A 15686-nucleotide genomic window follows, 5' to 3' on the forward strand; every position below is an offset into this window, starting at 1 on the left:
TTTCAAAAGAGCGAAGCCCGAGGATTCTAACGAGTCTTCGGGCTTTTTGCTTGTTATAGGACGTAGGGCTCTTGTCCTCTTTGTGTGGTATTTGTCCTTATGCTTGCTGCAAGGTGTAGTGACTATTATCGATACTGGATTCTCGTGGTGGCTCCTTCACCTTTTCGTTGGGATTCACGCTTCTCTTACTTAATTGTTAATAGGCCCTTGTCAGGGCTATGTCTACCTCACTTAGTTCTTACTTATGAAACTGTTTTCAAGCATCAAACGATCTATTTGTCGTATCCTTAGGAAGCCAAGAACTTATGGTTTTGGCGTTCAGTCGCCTTTTGCCTATAATTTTGTTAGGAATGTTGCAGATGGTAAGGACGCTTTCTTGCTTGATGACTTTATATCTAAAGATGGTTTAGCACTAGACCAATATCCTTTGCGCTTGTATTCTTTGCTCGCTCGTCTTTCTGCATATATTTGTTCTGAGCGATGCTATGTGGCATGTGATTTGCTTTCTGAGACAATTGAGGTCGTTTTGCAGGCTGGTTATCATCAGGTGAAATGCGAACATGAGCTTGGTGATGCTAATCGTTTTTGCCTTGTCTCAGCCCAGTTCACTGATTGGGATAGATTGCTAAACCACATGGCTGATGATGGGATGCTGGTAGTTGTGGGCCTGCGTAGCAATCATCAATGTTATGAGGGCTGGAAAGCGTTACTTGCTGATGATCGTACTTGTGTTTCGTTTGACCTTTACGATGCGGGCGTTGTGTTTTTTGACCATAAGATGTTTAAGCGTTCCTATCGCTGCAATTATCGCTGATCGGCTTGCTCATTGGACTATTTAGAGGGCTTGCCTTAGATTTAAACATTTGTCGAGTTGGCTTGCTTTTAGGATGTGTTTTGTGTCAATTTGCCTGTATTTAAGTTGCGTTTCCTTAAAAAGTAATGCATTATCCGTGATATTATGAAAATTCACATCGAATTATTTGGTTTTCAGCAAAAAATGCTTATTTTTGCGTTCATTAATTAAGAATGACGTAAAAACTTTTAGAACATGTATTGGACACTCGACTTGGCCTCGAAGCTTGAAGATGCTCCCTGGCCTGCTACAAAAGAAGAACTCATTGACTATGCCACGCGTTCAGGCGCCCCTGCTGAGGTGCTTGAGAATCTGCAGGAAATTGAGGATGAGGGTGATGTTTATGAGAGTATCGAAGATATTTGGCCCGACTATCCTACAAAGGACGATTTCCTTTGGAACGAGGATGAATATTGATGTTGGCTGATGGTTTCGCTTTGCGAATCATGCTAATCTCATGTTTCCTCTGATTCATACGATTTAGCGATAAAGCCGTTCCTCTTTTGGGAAGAACGGCTTTATCGTACAATAAACGATTCACTTTTGCGTTATCTGATTGTGTTTAAACGCTTTTTTATATTCATCATCGCACTGACCTTTGGCGCTGTTCAGCTGAAGGCGCAATACGATCCGTCTTTCAGTCATTATTTTGACATGGAGACATCGTTTAACCCAGGTGCTGCGGGTAAGCAACCGAAACTCAATGTTACGGCTGCTTATGCCCTCGATATGGTCGGTTTTGAGCATAACCCACAAACGGCTTATGCTTCGGCAGACATGCCTTTCTATGCGATGAAAACCTATCATGGTGCCGGTTTGGTGTTTATGAACGATAAGCTCGGATTGTTTACACATCAGAAGTTGGCGCTTCAGTACGCCCTAAAGTTTAAGCTTTTGGGCGGGCAGATGAGCATGGGTGTGCAGGCTGGTTTCCTTAATGAATCGTTTGATGGAAGTAAGATTGACGTTGAGGACTCGAGCGACCCGGCTTTTACCACGTCGGAAGTGTCGGGCAATGCGCTCGATTTGGGCTTCGGTCTTTATTATATAAATAAGGATTGGTACGCTGGCTTATCAGCCCAACATCTCACGGCTCCTCTTGTCACACTTGGTGAGACCAACGAATTTCAGATTGATCGCACGTATTATTTGACGGGTGGATACAATATTCGGTTAAGGAATCCGTTTTTAACAATAAAGCCATCAGTGTTTGTCCGAACGGACACAAAGGCCTTACGGGCCGATGTAACAGGGCGTCTGGTCTATCATTACGATCAGAAAATGATGTATGGAGGACTGAGTTACAGTCCGTCCAATTCGGTTACCCTATTGGTTGGCGGTAGTTTTCATGGCATAGTCTTGGGCTATAGTTACGAGTTCTACACGTCGGCCATCAATCCGGGCAATGGAAGTCATGAGTTGTTCGTAGGTTATCAGCACGACATTAACCTGACAAAGAAAGGCCGCAACCTGCACAAGAGCATCCGTATTCTGTAAGATGCAACAGAGCATGGGAGGATGGTTCTCTGGTGGACATTAATCATTGAAGAAGGAACAATAAGTCAAGATGAGAAAACATATCATTATCGCATTGAGCTTGTTGGCGGGAGTGTTCGCGCTGACAGGCTGTTTCAGTGCCAAGACGGCTTCGACGTCTGGACGAGGTGGTGAGGTGGTCGGCGTTGCTGGAAAGGCCTTTACCGAGCCCACGCCTTATGGCATGACGCGCATCAATCGTGGCTTCCTGAAGATGGGACTGGACAAGCAGGATAGTCTGTGGGGAAAGTCAACGCCTCGCAAGGACATCTCTGTGGATGGTTTCTGGATGGACGAGACGGAGGTCACCAATTCACAATACAAGCAGTTTGTCATGTGGGTTCGCGACAGCATCCTCCGCACCCGTTTGGCCGATCCTTCATATGGTGGCGACGAGAGTTACATGATTACGGAAGACAAGAATGGCGACCCTGTCACTCCTCATCTCAACTGGAACAAACGCTTGCCGCGTAAGCCCAGTGAGGACGAGTTGCGTGCCATCGAGAGCCTCTATGTCACCAATCCTGTGACGGGAGAGAAACTGCTCGATTGGAGCCAAATGAACTATAAGTACGAGGTGTACGACTATGTAACCGCTGCTTTGCGCCGTAATCGCATGAACCCAGAGCAGCGCAACCTCAACACTGATGTGGTGGTCGATCCCAACGAGACGGTCATGATCAGTAAGGACACCGCTTATGTGGACGATGAGGGACGCATTGTGCGTGAGACCATCAATCGACCCCTGTCGGGACCATGGGACTTCCTCAACACTTACATCGTCAACATTTATCCTGATACCACATGTTGGGTCAACGATTTCAAGAATTCAGAAAACGAGACCTACCTTCGCAATTACTTCTCCAACCCAGCCTACAACGACTATCCTGTTGTGGGTGTTACGTGGGAGCAGGCCAATGCTTTCTGCGCTTGGCGTACCGATTACCTGTTGAAGGGACTCGGTCCTGAGGCGCGTTATATCCAGCGTTATCGCTTGCCGACCGAGGCCGAGTGGGAGTATGCCGCACGCGGTCGAGAGCAGACGGAGTTCCCTTGGGAGAACACCGACGTCGCCAATGGCAATGGTTGCTTCTACGCCAACTTCAAGCCCGACCGTGGCAACTATACCAAGGATGGCAACCTCATCACCAGTAAGGTTGGGGCTTACTCGGCCAATTCCAATGGCCTTTACGACATGGCGGGCAACGTGGCCGAATGGACCAGTACCGTCTATACCGAGGCTGGCGTGGACGCCATGAACGACCTCAACCCGCAGTTGGAGTATAAGGCTGCCAAGGAAGACCCTTACAAGTTGAAGAAGAAGAGTGTGCGTGGCGGATCATGGAAAGACCCAGAGAGTTACATCCGAAGTGCATGGCGCACTTGGGAATATCAGAACCAACCCCGTAGCTACATCGGTTTCCGTTGTGTACGCTCGTTGGCTAATTCAACAACAGGAAAACAGAAAAAGAGATAATCATTATGGCTAATCATAGTAAATACAATCTGGTGTATCGTTTGCAGAAGTGGATTGATACCGTTGATGGTCAAACCTTTCTCAACTACGCCTATAGCTGGGGTGCCTCTGTCGTTATCCTTGGAGCCCTTTTTAAGTTGACGCACCTTCCCCTTGCCAATATCATGCTGTTCATCGGTATGGGTACTGAGGTGTTTGTGTTCTTCATCTCTGCCTTCGACCGTCCGTTCGACAAGACAGCCGACGGCCGTGATCTGCCCACCCATATGACGGAAGAGTATCTTGCCAGTGGCAAGGTCACCTATAGCCGTGGCGAGCAGCAGGCCGCTGAGGAGTTGGCGGAGGAGCAATCTCGCATGGACGGAGCCGCTGTGGCGGGTGCCCAAGGTGGTTCCACCGTTATCTTTGCGGGCGGAGCCGCTGGCCAGTCGTCACAGGCCGCAACAGCGTCGGTCGCAGGCCAACCCTTGGACGAGGAGCAATTGCAAGCAGTCCAGGTTGCCGCAGCAGGAGTGGCAGGCGCTACCGTTGTTGGCACTCCCAACTACGTGCCGCAGATGTCGGCCGAGGATGCAGAGAAACTCAATGAGGCCCAGAGTAGCTATGTGGATGAGTTGAAGGAGCTTGTCGAGACCTTGAAGAAGGTCAACGAGCAGAGTGCCCGTCTCACCCGCGACAGCGAGGAAATGGAGAATCTCAACCGTACGCTTACTGGCATTAGCAGAGTCTATGAGATGCAGCTTAAGGGCGCCAGCCAGCAGATTGGCACCATCGACCAGATTAACGACCAGACACGCCGCATGGCGCAGCAGATCGAGCAGCTCAACCAGATCTATGCTCGTATGATTGAGGCCATGACGGTTAACATGCGCGCTGCCGCCCCGGGAGCATCTGTTGCAGGAGCCTCTTCCTCAGTCTCGTCACCGTCCAGCCAGCTCTAAGCCCTGCTACCAACGGTAGCGATGCCTTGCAGGCTGATTCCTATTAAAACAATAAAACATGGCAATAAAGAAAAGACCGGTCACTCCCCGCCAGAAGATGATTAACTTGATGTATATCGTCTTGATGGCCATGCTTGCTTTGAACATCTCAACCGAGGTGCTCAACGGCTTTTCCATCGTGGAGGAGAGCTTGAACCGCACCACAGCCAATACCTCTTCTGAGAACGAGGCCATCTATGGCGATTTCAAAGACCAGATGGCGGCCAACCCAGAGAAGGTGCGCGCTTGGTTTGAGAAGGCCACTGAGGTGAAACGCATGAGCGACTCGCTTTACAACTTCGCGCAGGAGTTGAAGGTGGCTATCGTCAAGGAGGCCGATGGTCCCAAGGGCGACGTGCTCCATATAGAGAACACCGACAATCTCGATGCCGCGGGCACCGTTATGCTGGCTCCCATCACAGGTAAGGGTCAGAAGTTGTACGATGCCATCAACTCTTACCGTGAGCGCATCCTTACCTATATCGCCGATCCTCAGCAACGTAAGATCATCTCAAGCAACCTGTCAACTGCCGTTCCGAAGCGCCCCAACACATTGGGCAAGAACTGGCAGGAATATATGTTCGAGAATATGCCTGTGGCGGCAGCTGTCACCCTTCTGTCTAAGTTGCAGAATGATGTGCGCTACGCCGAGGGCGACGTGCTCCACACCTTGGTGTCGAATGTCGACTTGAAGGATATTCGCGTCAACAAGTTGGAAGCGTTTGTCGTTCCCGAGAAAACGACGCTCTATCCGGGTGAGCGCTTTATGGCCAACATCGTCATGGCCGCCATCGACTCCACCCAACATCCTGAGATTTATGTCAACGGCAGCCGGGTCAACTCTCCCAATGGCCAATACTCGTTCACCGCGGGTGGTGTAGGCGAGCACCAGTTTAGTGGTTACATCCTGATGCGCAACGCCGCTGGCGACATCCTTCGCCGCAACTTCCTGCAGAAGTACAACGTTATCCCCGTTCCCGGTGGTGCCACGGTGGCTGCCGACCTGATGAACGTGCTCTATGCGGGCTACGATAACCCGATGAGCGTTAGTGTTCCTGGCGTCCCCCAGAACTCCGTCTCTATGACCATGACCGGTGGTCGCCTGGTGTCGAAGGGAGCTGGCAAGTATGTGGCCATTCCCACGGCTGTGGGTCACGATGTTACGTTCCACATCACCGCCCGTGATGGCGGTAAGGTTCGCACGTTCCCTGCGTTCACTTTCAAGGTTCGTAAGTTGCCCGATCCTACGCCTTACATCGCTTTGGGCACCGACCGTTTCAAGGGCGGCAACCTTTCGAAGGCCAGCCTGATAGGCTCCTCACACCTGAGCGCTGCCATGGACGACGGCATTCTCGACATCCAGTTCCACGTGCTTGGCTTCTCGGTTGTTTTCTACGACAACATGGGCAACGCCGTTCAGATGGCCTCGCAGGGCAACAACTTCACTGACCGCATGCGAGAGCAGTTCCGCCGCCTGAGCCGCAACAAGCGTTTCTACATCACCGAGATCAAGGCCAAAGGTCCCGACGGCATCACCCGTTCACTGCCTGGTGCCATGGAGGTGAAGGTTAAGTAAACGCCTGCTTCTTTCGAACCCATAACCCATATCATACGAACATTCAAATCAGACCATACAAACCATGAGAAGACTGATATTCATCATCATGATAGGATGCTTCTGCATGGCCGCCCAGGCGCAGCCCGAAGCGCGTCGGCAGCAGCAACAGGCACAGGCCGCTAAGAAGTCTAATGCCAACAACATGACCACTCGTGCCCAGATATCCTTCCCCACGGAGGCCAAGATGGCGGAGGATGTGGTGTGGCGACGCGACGTTTATCGTGAACTTGACCTCAACGACGACGCCAATGCCGGACTTTATTACCCCACTGAGCCTGTGGGCACCCAGATGAACCTGTTCACCTACCTCTTCAAGCTCATCATGGCTGGACCGCGCCATGGTGGAATAGCCGCCTACAGCTACGATGTGAACAGCGGCAATGAGCGGTTCGATGAGAGCCTACGCATCCAGCCTTTGAAGTTCCTCGACGATTACCACATCTTCTACGAGCGTGGCGATCGCGGCGTTCATATTGACGATAGCGATATTCCCTCAGCTGAGGTCAAGGGCTATTTCATCAAGGAGAGCGCTTACTTCGACCAGGTGTCGGCCACCTTCCACACCAAGGTGCAAGCCATCTGCCCTGTGATGTACCGCGAGGATGACTTTGGCGATGGCGTTACCAAGTACCCGCTCTTTTGGGTGAAATACGACGACTTGGCGCCGTTCCTCTCCAAGCAGACCATCATGACGAGCAACCTGAACAACGCCGCCACCATGTCGCTCGACGACTACTTCACCACCAATGCCTATCGTGGTAAGATTTACAAGACCACCAACATGCTCGGCAAGACACTGGCACAAGTGGCTGGAGGTGACACAGCCAAGTTGTCGCGTGAGCAGAGTCGTATAGAGAAAGAGATTGAGCGCTTTGAGCAAAACGTGTGGGGCGACAAGGCCCGCAAGGACTCGGTCGATTCCATTGCCAAACTCGACAAGAAGCAACTGAAGGCTGTTAAGAACAAGAGCAAGAACCGCCGCACCACGCAGACCACAGTGAAGCGCACCCGTCGTTCTTCATCGCCGTCAACGTCCAGTGCCGCCCGCGTCACCGTGCGCCGTCAGCGCCATTGATGCTTATCACCCATCGTTACAACCAACAATCATCAATAATCCGATTTATGAAAAAGATTTTCGCAACCCTCATGCTGTCTGCGCTCATGGCTCTTCCGCTGAGCGCCCAGGTGAAGTTTGGTCTCAAGGGAGGCCTTAACGTGACCGACATGTCGCTTTCGAGCGAGGTTTTCGACGCCTCTAACCGCACAGGTTTCTTCATTGGTCCGACCGTGAAGGTTTCTTTGCCGCTCACAGGCCTTGCCATCGACGGTTCGTTGCTTTACGACTTCCGTTCAGCCAAGGTAGACAATGAGTTGAACGAGACCAAGACCATCAAGCAGCAGCAACTGGCTATCCCCATCAACCTGCGTTATGGCGTGGGTCTTGGCAGCGTTGCCAGCGTGTTCCTCTTCGCCGGTCCTCAGGTAGGCTTCAATGTCGGTGAGACCGATTTCAACTGGAAGGACACCAGCAACTATTCGTTGAAGAAGTCAAACTTCAGTGTCAACGTAGGTATGGGCGTCTCTCTGCTCACACACCTGCAGCTCACCGCCAACTACAACATTGCTTGTGGCAAGACCGCCGACGTCACATTGGTCAAGGCAGCTTCCGACGCTTTGGGTCAGGTGGCTGGCACCCAGTCTCGAAGCCGCAACAACTCTTGGCAGGTTGGCTTGGCTTATTTCTTCTAATCAAAGCAGCCAACTCATAACGACTGGTTTCCGCATCTGGTAACCGGCCGTCCCCATCGCCTCCTTCCTGCTGCGGAAGGAGGCTTTTTCGTTTATGGTGTAGGGCGAGTGGCTTTTTCCTTCGTATGCTTTTGTTTGCGGTCGGTCATGGGCATTGGGGTTAGTATCGAAAGCGCGATTTGTGGTTAATAAATGTTCAAAAGCATAGCGTTTCCTTGTTGTTGAGCGATAATTCCATTACCTTTGTGCATCCAAGGTCCATCAAGCATATTCTTTTCCATTTGATGGGCCATGGGCCTTTAATCATCGGAACCATGCATTACGTAGATGTCATCCTTCCTGTGCCGCTCGACGGCACGTTCACTTATACCATCGACGACGCCCAAGCGCTTCGTTGTGGGGTTGGCATGCGCGTATTGGTTCCCTTTGGCGCCAGCAAGACCTATGCGGGAGTGGTGACACGTGTCCATGACGAGGCCCCCGACCTCCCTCCTGAGAAGGTGAAGGGCGTGTTGGCGCTCATGGATGATACGCCCGTGGTGCTACCCTTGCAACTTCGCTTATGGCGCTGGATAGCTGATTATTATATGTGCACGCTTGGCGATGTGTATGGCGCGGCCCTTCCCGCAGGACTGAAGGCCGACTCGCAGTATCGCCCGAAGATGGAGACCTGCGTGGCCTTGGCCAAGCAGTTTGCCTCGCCTGAAGGCCAAAAGGTGGCGCTTGAGATGTTGCGCCGCTCCTCCAAGCAACTTGAGGTTTACCAGACCTACCTCCAGTTGGCGGCCGCCGATCCATCGGCCTTGCTCACTCGCGAGGCTTTGCTGAATTCCGCCCACGCCACCTCGGCTATCTTTGCCAATCTCGTCAAGCGTGGCATCTTCACCACGTTTGAGCACGAGGTGGGACGACTCAACCATGCCCTTGAGCCCCATCTTGAGCGTGCCGCCCAACTCAGTGCCGCCCAGGGCGACGCTTACAACCAGATACGCATGCAGTGGATGCAACATCCCGTGGTGCTGCTTCACGGCGTTACGTCGAGTGGCAAGACCGAGGTCTACATCCATCTCATCCTGCAGGCCCTCGCTGAGGGCAAGCAGGTGCTCTACCTCCTTCCTGAGATAGCCCTTACGGTGCAGATCACCCAGCGCCTGCAGCGCATCTTTGGCAACCGCCTGGGCATCTACCACTCGCGTTATAGCGATGCCGAGCGTGTGGAGATATGGCGCAAGCAACTCTCCGCCGATCCTTACGACATCATCCTGGGAGCCCGCAGCGCCGTGTTCCTGCCTTTCCAACGCTTAGGCTTGGTCATCGTCGACGAGGAACACGAGAACTCCTATAAGCAGCAAGACCCAGCCCCGCGCTACCATGCCCGTTCGGCGGCCATCGTCCTGGCGCACATGTGTGGGGCCAAGACGCTTCTGGGTACAGCCACCCCGTCGGCCGAGAGCTACCACAATGCTCTCACGGGGAAGTATGGCATGGTTCGCCTCACCACCCGTTTCCGTGATGTACAGTTGCCCGAGATCCACGTGGTCGACGTCAAGGACCTACGCCACCGCAAGATGATGCGCGGCCCGTTCTCGCCCACGCTTCTGGCAGCCATGCGCGATGCGCTCTCCGCCGGTCGTCAGGTTATCCTCTTCCAGAACCGTCGCGGCTTTGCGCCCATGCTCGAGTGTCGGGTGTGTGGATGGGTGCCCAAGTGTAAGAACTGCGACGTGTCGCTCACGTTCCACAAGCGTCTCAACCTCCTGACGTGCCATTACTGTGGCGCCACCTATGCCGTGCCCCCCATCTGTCCCAATTGCGAGAACCCGCACATCAGTGGTCGTGGCTATGGCACCGAGAACATTGAGGACCAGATACGCGACATCTTCCCCGAGGCACGTGTGGCACGCATGGACCTCGACACCACCCATACGCGCAACGCCTACGAGCGGCTCATCACCGATTTCTCCATGGGCAAGACCGATGTGCTCATTGGTACGCAGATGGTGTCGAAGGGCCTCGACTTCGGCAGGGTGAGTGTGGTGGGCATCCTCGACGCCGACTCGATGCTCAACTATCCTGATTTCCGCGCTTACGAGCATGCTTTCATGATGATGAGTCAGGTGAGTGGGCGTGCTGGGCGCCGTGGCGACCGTGGTCTGGTCATCCTTCAGACCCGCAGTCCGCAGTTGCCGGTGGTCCAACAGGTGGTTTCCAACGATTGCGACACGTTCTACCACGACCTCTTTGTTGAGCGTGAGTTGTTCCATTATCCGCCGTTCACCCATTTGGTTTATGTCTTCTTGCGCCACAAGCAGGAGGCGGTGGTAGAGGCGGCGGCCCTCGAGATGGGGGCGCTATTGCGCCGTTCGCTGGCCGATCGTGTGCTGGGCCCCGACAAACCCTCAGTGGCGCGTGTGAAGCAACTCTGCATCCGCAAGCTCGTTATCAAACTTGGTCAAGACGTCGACCTCCGACAGGTGCGCCTCTTCTTGCAACAAACACGTCAGCAACTGCTCTCGCTAAAGAGCTATTCCACCTTGCAAATATTCTTCGACGTAGACCCCCAATAATGTTTGTTTTCCTGCACAAATCAAATTCTTTGTGCAGGAAAGTTTGTCTAAAGTGTTAATACATCTTAATTATTCTTCCTCGTAAGTCTCTATATTGCACAATTGAAATAACTTTGCGCAAAATTTTTAAGGAATTTAAGATGAATAAGTTAAAATTGGCAATTGCCGCGATGGCAATGTTGACCATTCAGAATGCGCACGCTGGTGGCATTCTTACCAACACCAACCAGAGCATTCAGTTTCTTCGCAACCCCGCTCGCGATGCCGCCATTGGCATCGACGGTGTGTATTTTAACCCCGCCGGTGTTGCGTTTCTCAGCGAAGGACTCCATTTATCACTCAACCTGCAGAACGCCAGTCAGACGCGTACTGTGACAGGCATCTTCGCCCCGTTTGCCTTTGGCGCCAAGAACGAGAGCACCACGAAGACTTTCAAGGGTGAGGCCAACGCTCCTGTCATTCCCACCATCCAGGCAGCTTACAACAAGGACAACTGGAGCTTCCAGTTTGGCTTTGGCATTTTGGGCGGCGGTGGCAAGTGTATCTTCAAGAACGGCTTGCCTTCGTTCGAGAGCACTGTGGCCATGTTGCCCCTGCTGTCGCAGAACCTCGACGCCGTCACCAATAAGTTGGGCTTGGGCTCGCTGGGTCTTCCTGCCGTCGACTCTTACGACATGGACACCTACATGCGTGGTCGCCAGTATTACTTCGGCTTCACGTTTGGTGCCGCATATAAGTTCAATGAGCACTGGTCGGCCTATGGTGGCTTGCGCATGCTCTATGGCAACAGCAACTATTATGGCTACGTTAGCAATATCAAGGCTCGTTTCGCTGGCTCTAACGAGTATGTGAACGCTTCCGAGACTTTCCTCGGTCAGTCGTCGCAGGCTTATGAGGCTGTGGGTCGTTACACCGCCGCCGCTCAGTATGCCGCCCAGAAAGGCGATATGGCAGGTGCCCAGGCCGCTCAGGCCAAGGCTCAGGAGTATGCCGTGAAGGCCGCCATGCTCGGTGCGCTGGGCAATGCCACACAGGATGTTCGCCTTAACTGCGACCAGACCGGTTGGGGTGTGGCGCCGATCTTGGGTGTCGACTATAAGGTGGGCGACTTCAATTTCGCCGCCAAGTATGAGTTCAAAACCCGCATGCGCCTGAAGAACAAGGCTGCCAACAGCGAGAGCGCACGCAACCTTGAGATTCTCGACCGTTGGGCCGATAAGGAGAATGTGCCTGAGGATTCGCCCGCACTGCTCACGCTGGGTGCCCGTTGGAGCGTCATCCCCTCGCTTCGCCTCAATGCCGGTTGGCACCACTATTTCGACAAGGACGCTCATCAGTATAAGAACCATCAGAAGAGTTTGGGCGGCAACACCAATGAGTTCCTCTTTGGTGCCGAGTACGACGTGTCGAAGATGGTTGAGGTCAGCGCCGGTGTGCAGAAAACCAACTATAAGATGACTGGCGACTACATGGAGGATGTCAGCTTTGTGGTGAACAGCTATAGCTACGGCTTTGGCTTCGGCGTTCACCTCAATAAGAAGATGACGCTCAATGTGGCCTACTTCCAGACCAACTATAGCGACTTCACCGCAGCCTCTAACAACTATAACGATTTGGCCAACCTCACGGGTACCATCGTGAAGGGTATGGCTACGAAACTTGGCCAGAGCGATGAGGTGGCTGCCGGTGCCGCTGAGGAGATCAAGAACATGCTCACCAAGCCCGTTACTGAGGACGGAAAGAGCCTGCTCTATGGCAAGAACACCTTCACTCGCACCAACCACGTGTTTGGTTTGGGCTTGAACATCGATTTCTAAGCTTACAGCTTAGTGGGTGCGGTGCACTGCCTCACCCACCAAAAGTTTTATAAATGCTAAAGCGCAACCGTTCCCGATGGATGGTTGCGCTTTCTCATTTTTTGTGGGCCCATTGGTCCGTCTTCGCCCTCGGTCGTTAAGGCATCCTGTTGTTAAGGCTTTCTGTTGTTGATGTCCATGTAGTCTTCCACGAGCCATCCGCACCGGTTGACCGTCACGCGGTAATAGCGCCCCAGCAGGATGCGCCCGTCTGAGGTGTAATAAGGCTTGAATGTTTGGTAAGGAAAGTTTTCCACAAACCAGTTGAATGATAGCAAATAGATCCCTACAGGAGGATTGGGCTTTTCTGGCAACAGCAATTCGACTTCGTATTTAGGGTAATGTCTGCCATCCTTGTCACGCTTTTCATAGACCAACACGGAGAAGGTGCATTCCGGACTGTCCTGCTTGAATGTGCCTTCCAGTTGTAAGATTGTGCCCATCAGTTTGGCTCCGCTTGCGATGCTGTCGCTCCACACCCCGTTGTGCTTCTTCATGGTTTGCTGCGCATAGCTAAAGTAATCGGCTCCCCCACCATAGGGCGTTCCGCAGTGGGCGATGAGTTTTCCTTTCTGGAAAGCCTCGTAGGTGGGGTAGGGTGAGACGATGAACCCCATGTAGTTTTGTGGGTTGTGGAGAAGCAATGCTGCCCCCGTGAACGGACGCTTCTCGTTTTTGCGGTTGTAGAGCTCCTGCGGTTGCGTTCCCTCCGGCCATATCTTGAGCACAAGCGACTTGTCGCCTGGTGTCTCGATGGAGTCGAAGCCCACGTAGGGCGAAGTGTACCCAGGCTTGTCGTGGTTTTCAAGGAAGGCGGCTTTCATTTCGTCCACCGTCACCGTATCTCGGAAAAAATTCCATTCTGCCACGGTAAGGTCTGTATTGGAAATGCATTTATACTCACTCCATGTGTTTTCAAGGTCCATCTTACACCAGTCCCATTGCGCATGGCAGAAGGAGCCGTGCAGTCCCATGAAGGCCAAGAGCAATATCGTTTTTTTCATCATTGTCTTCATGCTATCGTTTTTTCTTGTTGATGACCATGTAGTCTTCCACGAGCCAACCGCACTTATTGACCGTTACGCGGTAGTAGCGTGCAGGCAGTATGCGGAAGTCGGTGGTGTAATAGGGCCTGAAGGTGCCCTGTGGCAGTTTTTCCACGAATTGTTTCATCCATAGGAAATCCCTCCGTGTTACGTCATCAGGATCGTTGGGCTCCAGCAGGGCGATGTCGTAACCCTTCTGCGCCCCAGGTTTTTCATACAGCAATACGGAGAAGGTTCGCTCTGGCCTGTTGGGCTGTGGTGGCTCATCCTTGCCCATCAAGATTCCCATCATGAGGGTTCCTCCCCTGAGATGGCCCTCCCATGTGCCGTCGAGATATCCGATCACCCGTTGCGCCTGGCTGAAGAAACTGGCTTCGCCCCACATGATGACGCCTTCGCGCCCCATGATACGCCCTTTGTCGAAGGTTTCCAAGAGAGGTTGGGGTGAGACCACATATCCCATGTAGTGCTGGGGGTATCGGAGGAAGACGAGGTCGCCATCAAGCAGCTTGGCTTCCTCCTTCGTCTTGTTTGGGTTCATGTAAAATCTCTTTAGGGGCAAGCCTTTCGCCTTGGGGCGCACCAGGTTGAGCAAGTTGCCACGAAAGCTGAAGATGGAATCGTGCCCACTATAGGGCGAGAAGTTGAAAGGCTTGTCTTTGTTGGTTCGAAAGGCCGCCTTCATCTCGTCTATGGTGATCGTGTCCCTAAAATATTTTTCTCTCAGCAGATACAGGTCGTCCTTCGACCGGTATTGGTATGTCTGCCACTCCTTGTTCAGATTATAGTTCAACCATCCGTCGTCCGACAGTACTTGCGCGTCGGTAGGAATTAATGGCCCTAAGGCCAAAAGCCAGATAATTATGGATAGTCCCTTTTTCATAGTAAGTAGTTTTCTGTCAAAAAGATAGATGAAGGAATGGTTTTCTTTGTAAGAAGATGTGTTTAATCATGATTCCCTGGTCCAAAGATTTTGTCAATCATTTCTTCTTGCACTTGTGATCTTTTGTAATACTCATAATACTTTTGGTTACTTTCATTGTATATTTCTGCATGCTCAAAGCCGTAATGTTTCATTCTGTCAATGTCTGCTTGGCTGGGATAGCTGTTATAAAGTTCAAATTCCCTTTCATACCCCTTTTGCGTCTGCGAATGGTTGTGGGCATAACTGTTATAACCATTTAGCTTGTAGAATTTTTCGTCGCTCAACAACTCTGATTGGTGCTCTTCGTTGGTGGTCATGAGTACACCGCCTGTTGAGTCTTTCTTGTAACAATATGACCACTCCACGTTGGTGTGGTCTGCCAAAAACTCGAAAACGCCTTTGTTGAGTGCGCTGCCAGTGAATGCTCCTTTTTGCACATTTCCGCTGATTATCAAGTAGCCGAAGTCGCCATCAAGTTCCATTTCGTTTCCCTTTACATCGATGATGTTTTGGTCGCTGGGGTATGTGGCAACCAAAATGCCACTTTCGTCAAAGCAGTACTTTTTGTACTTCTTTTCTCCTTCGTCTCCCGACATGACCGACACTTCCTTCCAAAGGTTGTCAAGGTCTTCTTGGCTTAATACTTTTTTCATGTTGCTATGTTTTATAAGGTGACAGAGTGTAATCTCAATTAGTAGCGATAGGGTAACTCTGCAAAGATAAAAACAATTTAGTGTACGTCAAAGCTGATATGCCCTTTTTGAATGTTTTAACGAAGGCCATGCCTAATGATATAAGATAACAAAGGGTAGAGGTTGTGATCCGTGCCGCTTTCTATTGAGGTCGCAACTTTGCTTATCCAATTGTCAAGTTCAATTTTGTGTTTGCTCCAAAAAGTGTCCGTGGCACCAAAGCAACAAGCTGCAACAACTTTAAGTTCATCGTCGCTTACATCAACATGAGCCTTCCATAATTCGGACAGAATAAGTTTAAGCGAGTTCTCTTTTTGCTCTTTCGTGTTTTTGGCCGAACAGCTTGTCTGATGAATGCGGTATTCCGTGACGCAATCTTGCAGGTTA

Annotated in this window: 14 protein-coding genes; 10 read left to right on the forward strand and 4 right to left on the reverse strand. The window is 51.7% G+C overall.

Translation table 11 applies throughout. The annotated features are described in order from the left end of the window. The first annotated feature begins 244 nt into the window (after positions 1-244). From WKK33_RS08775 to WKK33_RS08820, 10 genes are all read left to right on the forward strand, one after another. On the forward strand, positions 245-814 hold the full coding sequence (locus WKK33_RS08775; RefSeq protein ID WP_337933422.1) for a hypothetical protein: 570 nt from the start codon (positions 245-247) through the stop codon (positions 812-814). Positions 815-1048: 234 nt separating this feature from the next. Continuing rightward, entirely contained in the window at positions 1049-1270 is a 222-nt protein-coding gene (locus WKK33_RS08780) for a DUF2795 domain-containing protein (RefSeq protein ID WP_215759783.1), read from the forward strand. Positions 1271-1411: 141 nt separating this feature from the next. Next, positions 1412-2350: a type IX secretion system membrane protein PorP/SprF gene (locus tag WKK33_RS08785; RefSeq protein WP_337569203.1), complete on the forward strand. Its 939-nt coding sequence runs from the start codon at positions 1412-1414 to the stop codon at positions 2348-2350. A gap of 70 nt (positions 2351-2420) precedes the next feature. Then, positions 2421-3866, forward strand: coding sequence for an SUMF1/EgtB/PvdO family nonheme iron enzyme (locus tag WKK33_RS08790; protein ID WP_215759785.1), 1446 nt, complete (start codon positions 2421-2423; stop codon positions 3864-3866). A gap of 5 nt (positions 3867-3871) precedes the next feature. After that, positions 3872-4807 carry a gliding motility protein GldL gene (gene gldL / locus WKK33_RS08795; protein ID WP_337933425.1) on the forward strand — a complete coding sequence of 312 codons (936 nt, stop codon included), beginning with the start codon at positions 3872-3874 and terminating at the stop codon, positions 4805-4807. 58 nt (positions 4808-4865) lie between these two features. Further along, complete coding sequence (gene gldM, locus WKK33_RS08800) at positions 4866-6422, forward strand: gliding motility protein GldM (RefSeq protein ID WP_215759787.1); 1557 nt, start codon at positions 4866-4868, stop codon at positions 6420-6422. A gap of 64 nt (positions 6423-6486) precedes the next feature. Beyond that, a complete protein-coding gene (gene gldN, locus WKK33_RS08805) occupies positions 6487-7539 on the forward strand; it encodes a gliding motility protein GldN (protein ID WP_287768743.1) in 1053 nt (350 codons plus the stop codon). A 47-nt stretch (positions 7540-7586) separates the two neighbouring features. Beyond that, complete coding sequence (locus tag WKK33_RS08810) at positions 7587-8213, forward strand: porin family protein (RefSeq protein ID WP_337569196.1); 627 nt, start codon at positions 7587-7589, stop codon at positions 8211-8213. Between the two features lie 314 nt (positions 8214-8527). Then, positions 8528-10780, forward strand: coding sequence for a primosomal protein N' (priA, locus tag WKK33_RS08815; protein WP_337933428.1), 2253 nt, complete (start codon positions 8528-8530; stop codon positions 10778-10780). A 140-nt stretch (positions 10781-10920) separates the two neighbouring features. After that, a complete protein-coding gene (locus WKK33_RS08820) occupies positions 10921-12597 on the forward strand; it encodes a transporter (protein ID WP_337933430.1) in 1677 nt (558 codons plus the stop codon). Between the two features lie 152 nt (positions 12598-12749). On the opposite strand, the gene WKK33_RS08825 is transcribed toward WKK33_RS08820, so the two are convergent. From WKK33_RS08825 to WKK33_RS08840, 4 genes are all read right to left on the reverse strand, one after another. Continuing rightward, positions 12750-13643, reverse strand: coding sequence for a DUF5030 domain-containing protein (locus tag WKK33_RS08825; RefSeq protein WP_337933432.1), 894 nt, complete (start codon positions 13641-13643; stop codon positions 12750-12752). Positions 13644-13653: 10 nt separating this feature from the next. After that, complete coding sequence (locus WKK33_RS08830) at positions 13654-14565, reverse strand: DUF5030 domain-containing protein (protein WP_337933434.1); 912 nt, start codon at positions 14563-14565, stop codon at positions 13654-13656. Between the two features lie 62 nt (positions 14566-14627). Then, positions 14628-15260, reverse strand: a complete 633-nt coding sequence (locus WKK33_RS08835) for a JAB-like toxin 1 domain-containing protein (protein ID WP_337933437.1) — start codon at positions 15258-15260, stop codon at positions 14628-14630. A 116-nt stretch (positions 15261-15376) separates the two neighbouring features. After that, the coding region (locus tag WKK33_RS08840; protein ID WP_337933439.1) for a hypothetical protein at positions 15377-15686 on the reverse strand (310 nt) is incomplete at its 5' end.

The organism is Hallella sp. (assembly GCF_037460745.1).
GTDB lineage: Bacteria > Bacteroidota > Bacteroidia > Bacteroidales > Bacteroidaceae > Prevotella > Prevotella faecis.

Excerpts from the sequence above, each read along its gene's own strand:
- WKK33_RS08775 (WP_337933422.1), top strand. The coding sequence starts at position 245 with ATGAAACTGTTTTCAAGCATCAAACGATCTATTTGTCGTATCCTTAGG.
- WKK33_RS08780 (WP_215759783.1), top strand. The coding sequence starts at position 1,049 with ATGTATTGGACACTCGACTTGGCCTCGAAGCTTGAAGATGCTCCCTGG.
- WKK33_RS08790 (WP_215759785.1), top strand. The coding sequence starts at position 2,421 with ATGAGAAAACATATCATTATCGCATTGAGCTTGTTGGCGGGAGTGTTC.
- gldL (WP_337933425.1), top strand. The coding sequence starts at position 3,872 with ATGGCTAATCATAGTAAATACAATCTGGTGTATCGTTTGCAGAAGTGG.
- gldM (WP_215759787.1), top strand. The coding sequence starts at position 4,866 with ATGGCAATAAAGAAAAGACCGGTCACTCCCCGCCAGAAGATGATTAAC.
- gldN (WP_287768743.1), top strand. The coding sequence starts at position 6,487 with ATGAGAAGACTGATATTCATCATCATGATAGGATGCTTCTGCATGGCC.
- WKK33_RS08810 (WP_337569196.1), top strand. The coding sequence starts at position 7,587 with ATGAAAAAGATTTTCGCAACCCTCATGCTGTCTGCGCTCATGGCTCTT.
- priA (WP_337933428.1), top strand. The coding sequence starts at position 8,528 with ATGCATTACGTAGATGTCATCCTTCCTGTGCCGCTCGACGGCACGTTC.
- WKK33_RS08820 (WP_337933430.1), top strand. The coding sequence starts at position 10,921 with ATGAATAAGTTAAAATTGGCAATTGCCGCGATGGCAATGTTGACCATT.
- WKK33_RS08825 (WP_337933432.1), bottom strand. The coding sequence starts at position 13,643 with ATGATGAAAAAAACGATATTGCTCTTGGCCTTCATGGGACTGCACGGC.
- WKK33_RS08830 (WP_337933434.1), bottom strand. The coding sequence starts at position 14,565 with ATGAAAAAGGGACTATCCATAATTATCTGGCTTTTGGCCTTAGGGCCA.
- WKK33_RS08835 (WP_337933437.1), bottom strand. The coding sequence starts at position 15,260 with ATGAAAAAAGTATTAAGCCAAGAAGACCTTGACAACCTTTGGAAGGAA.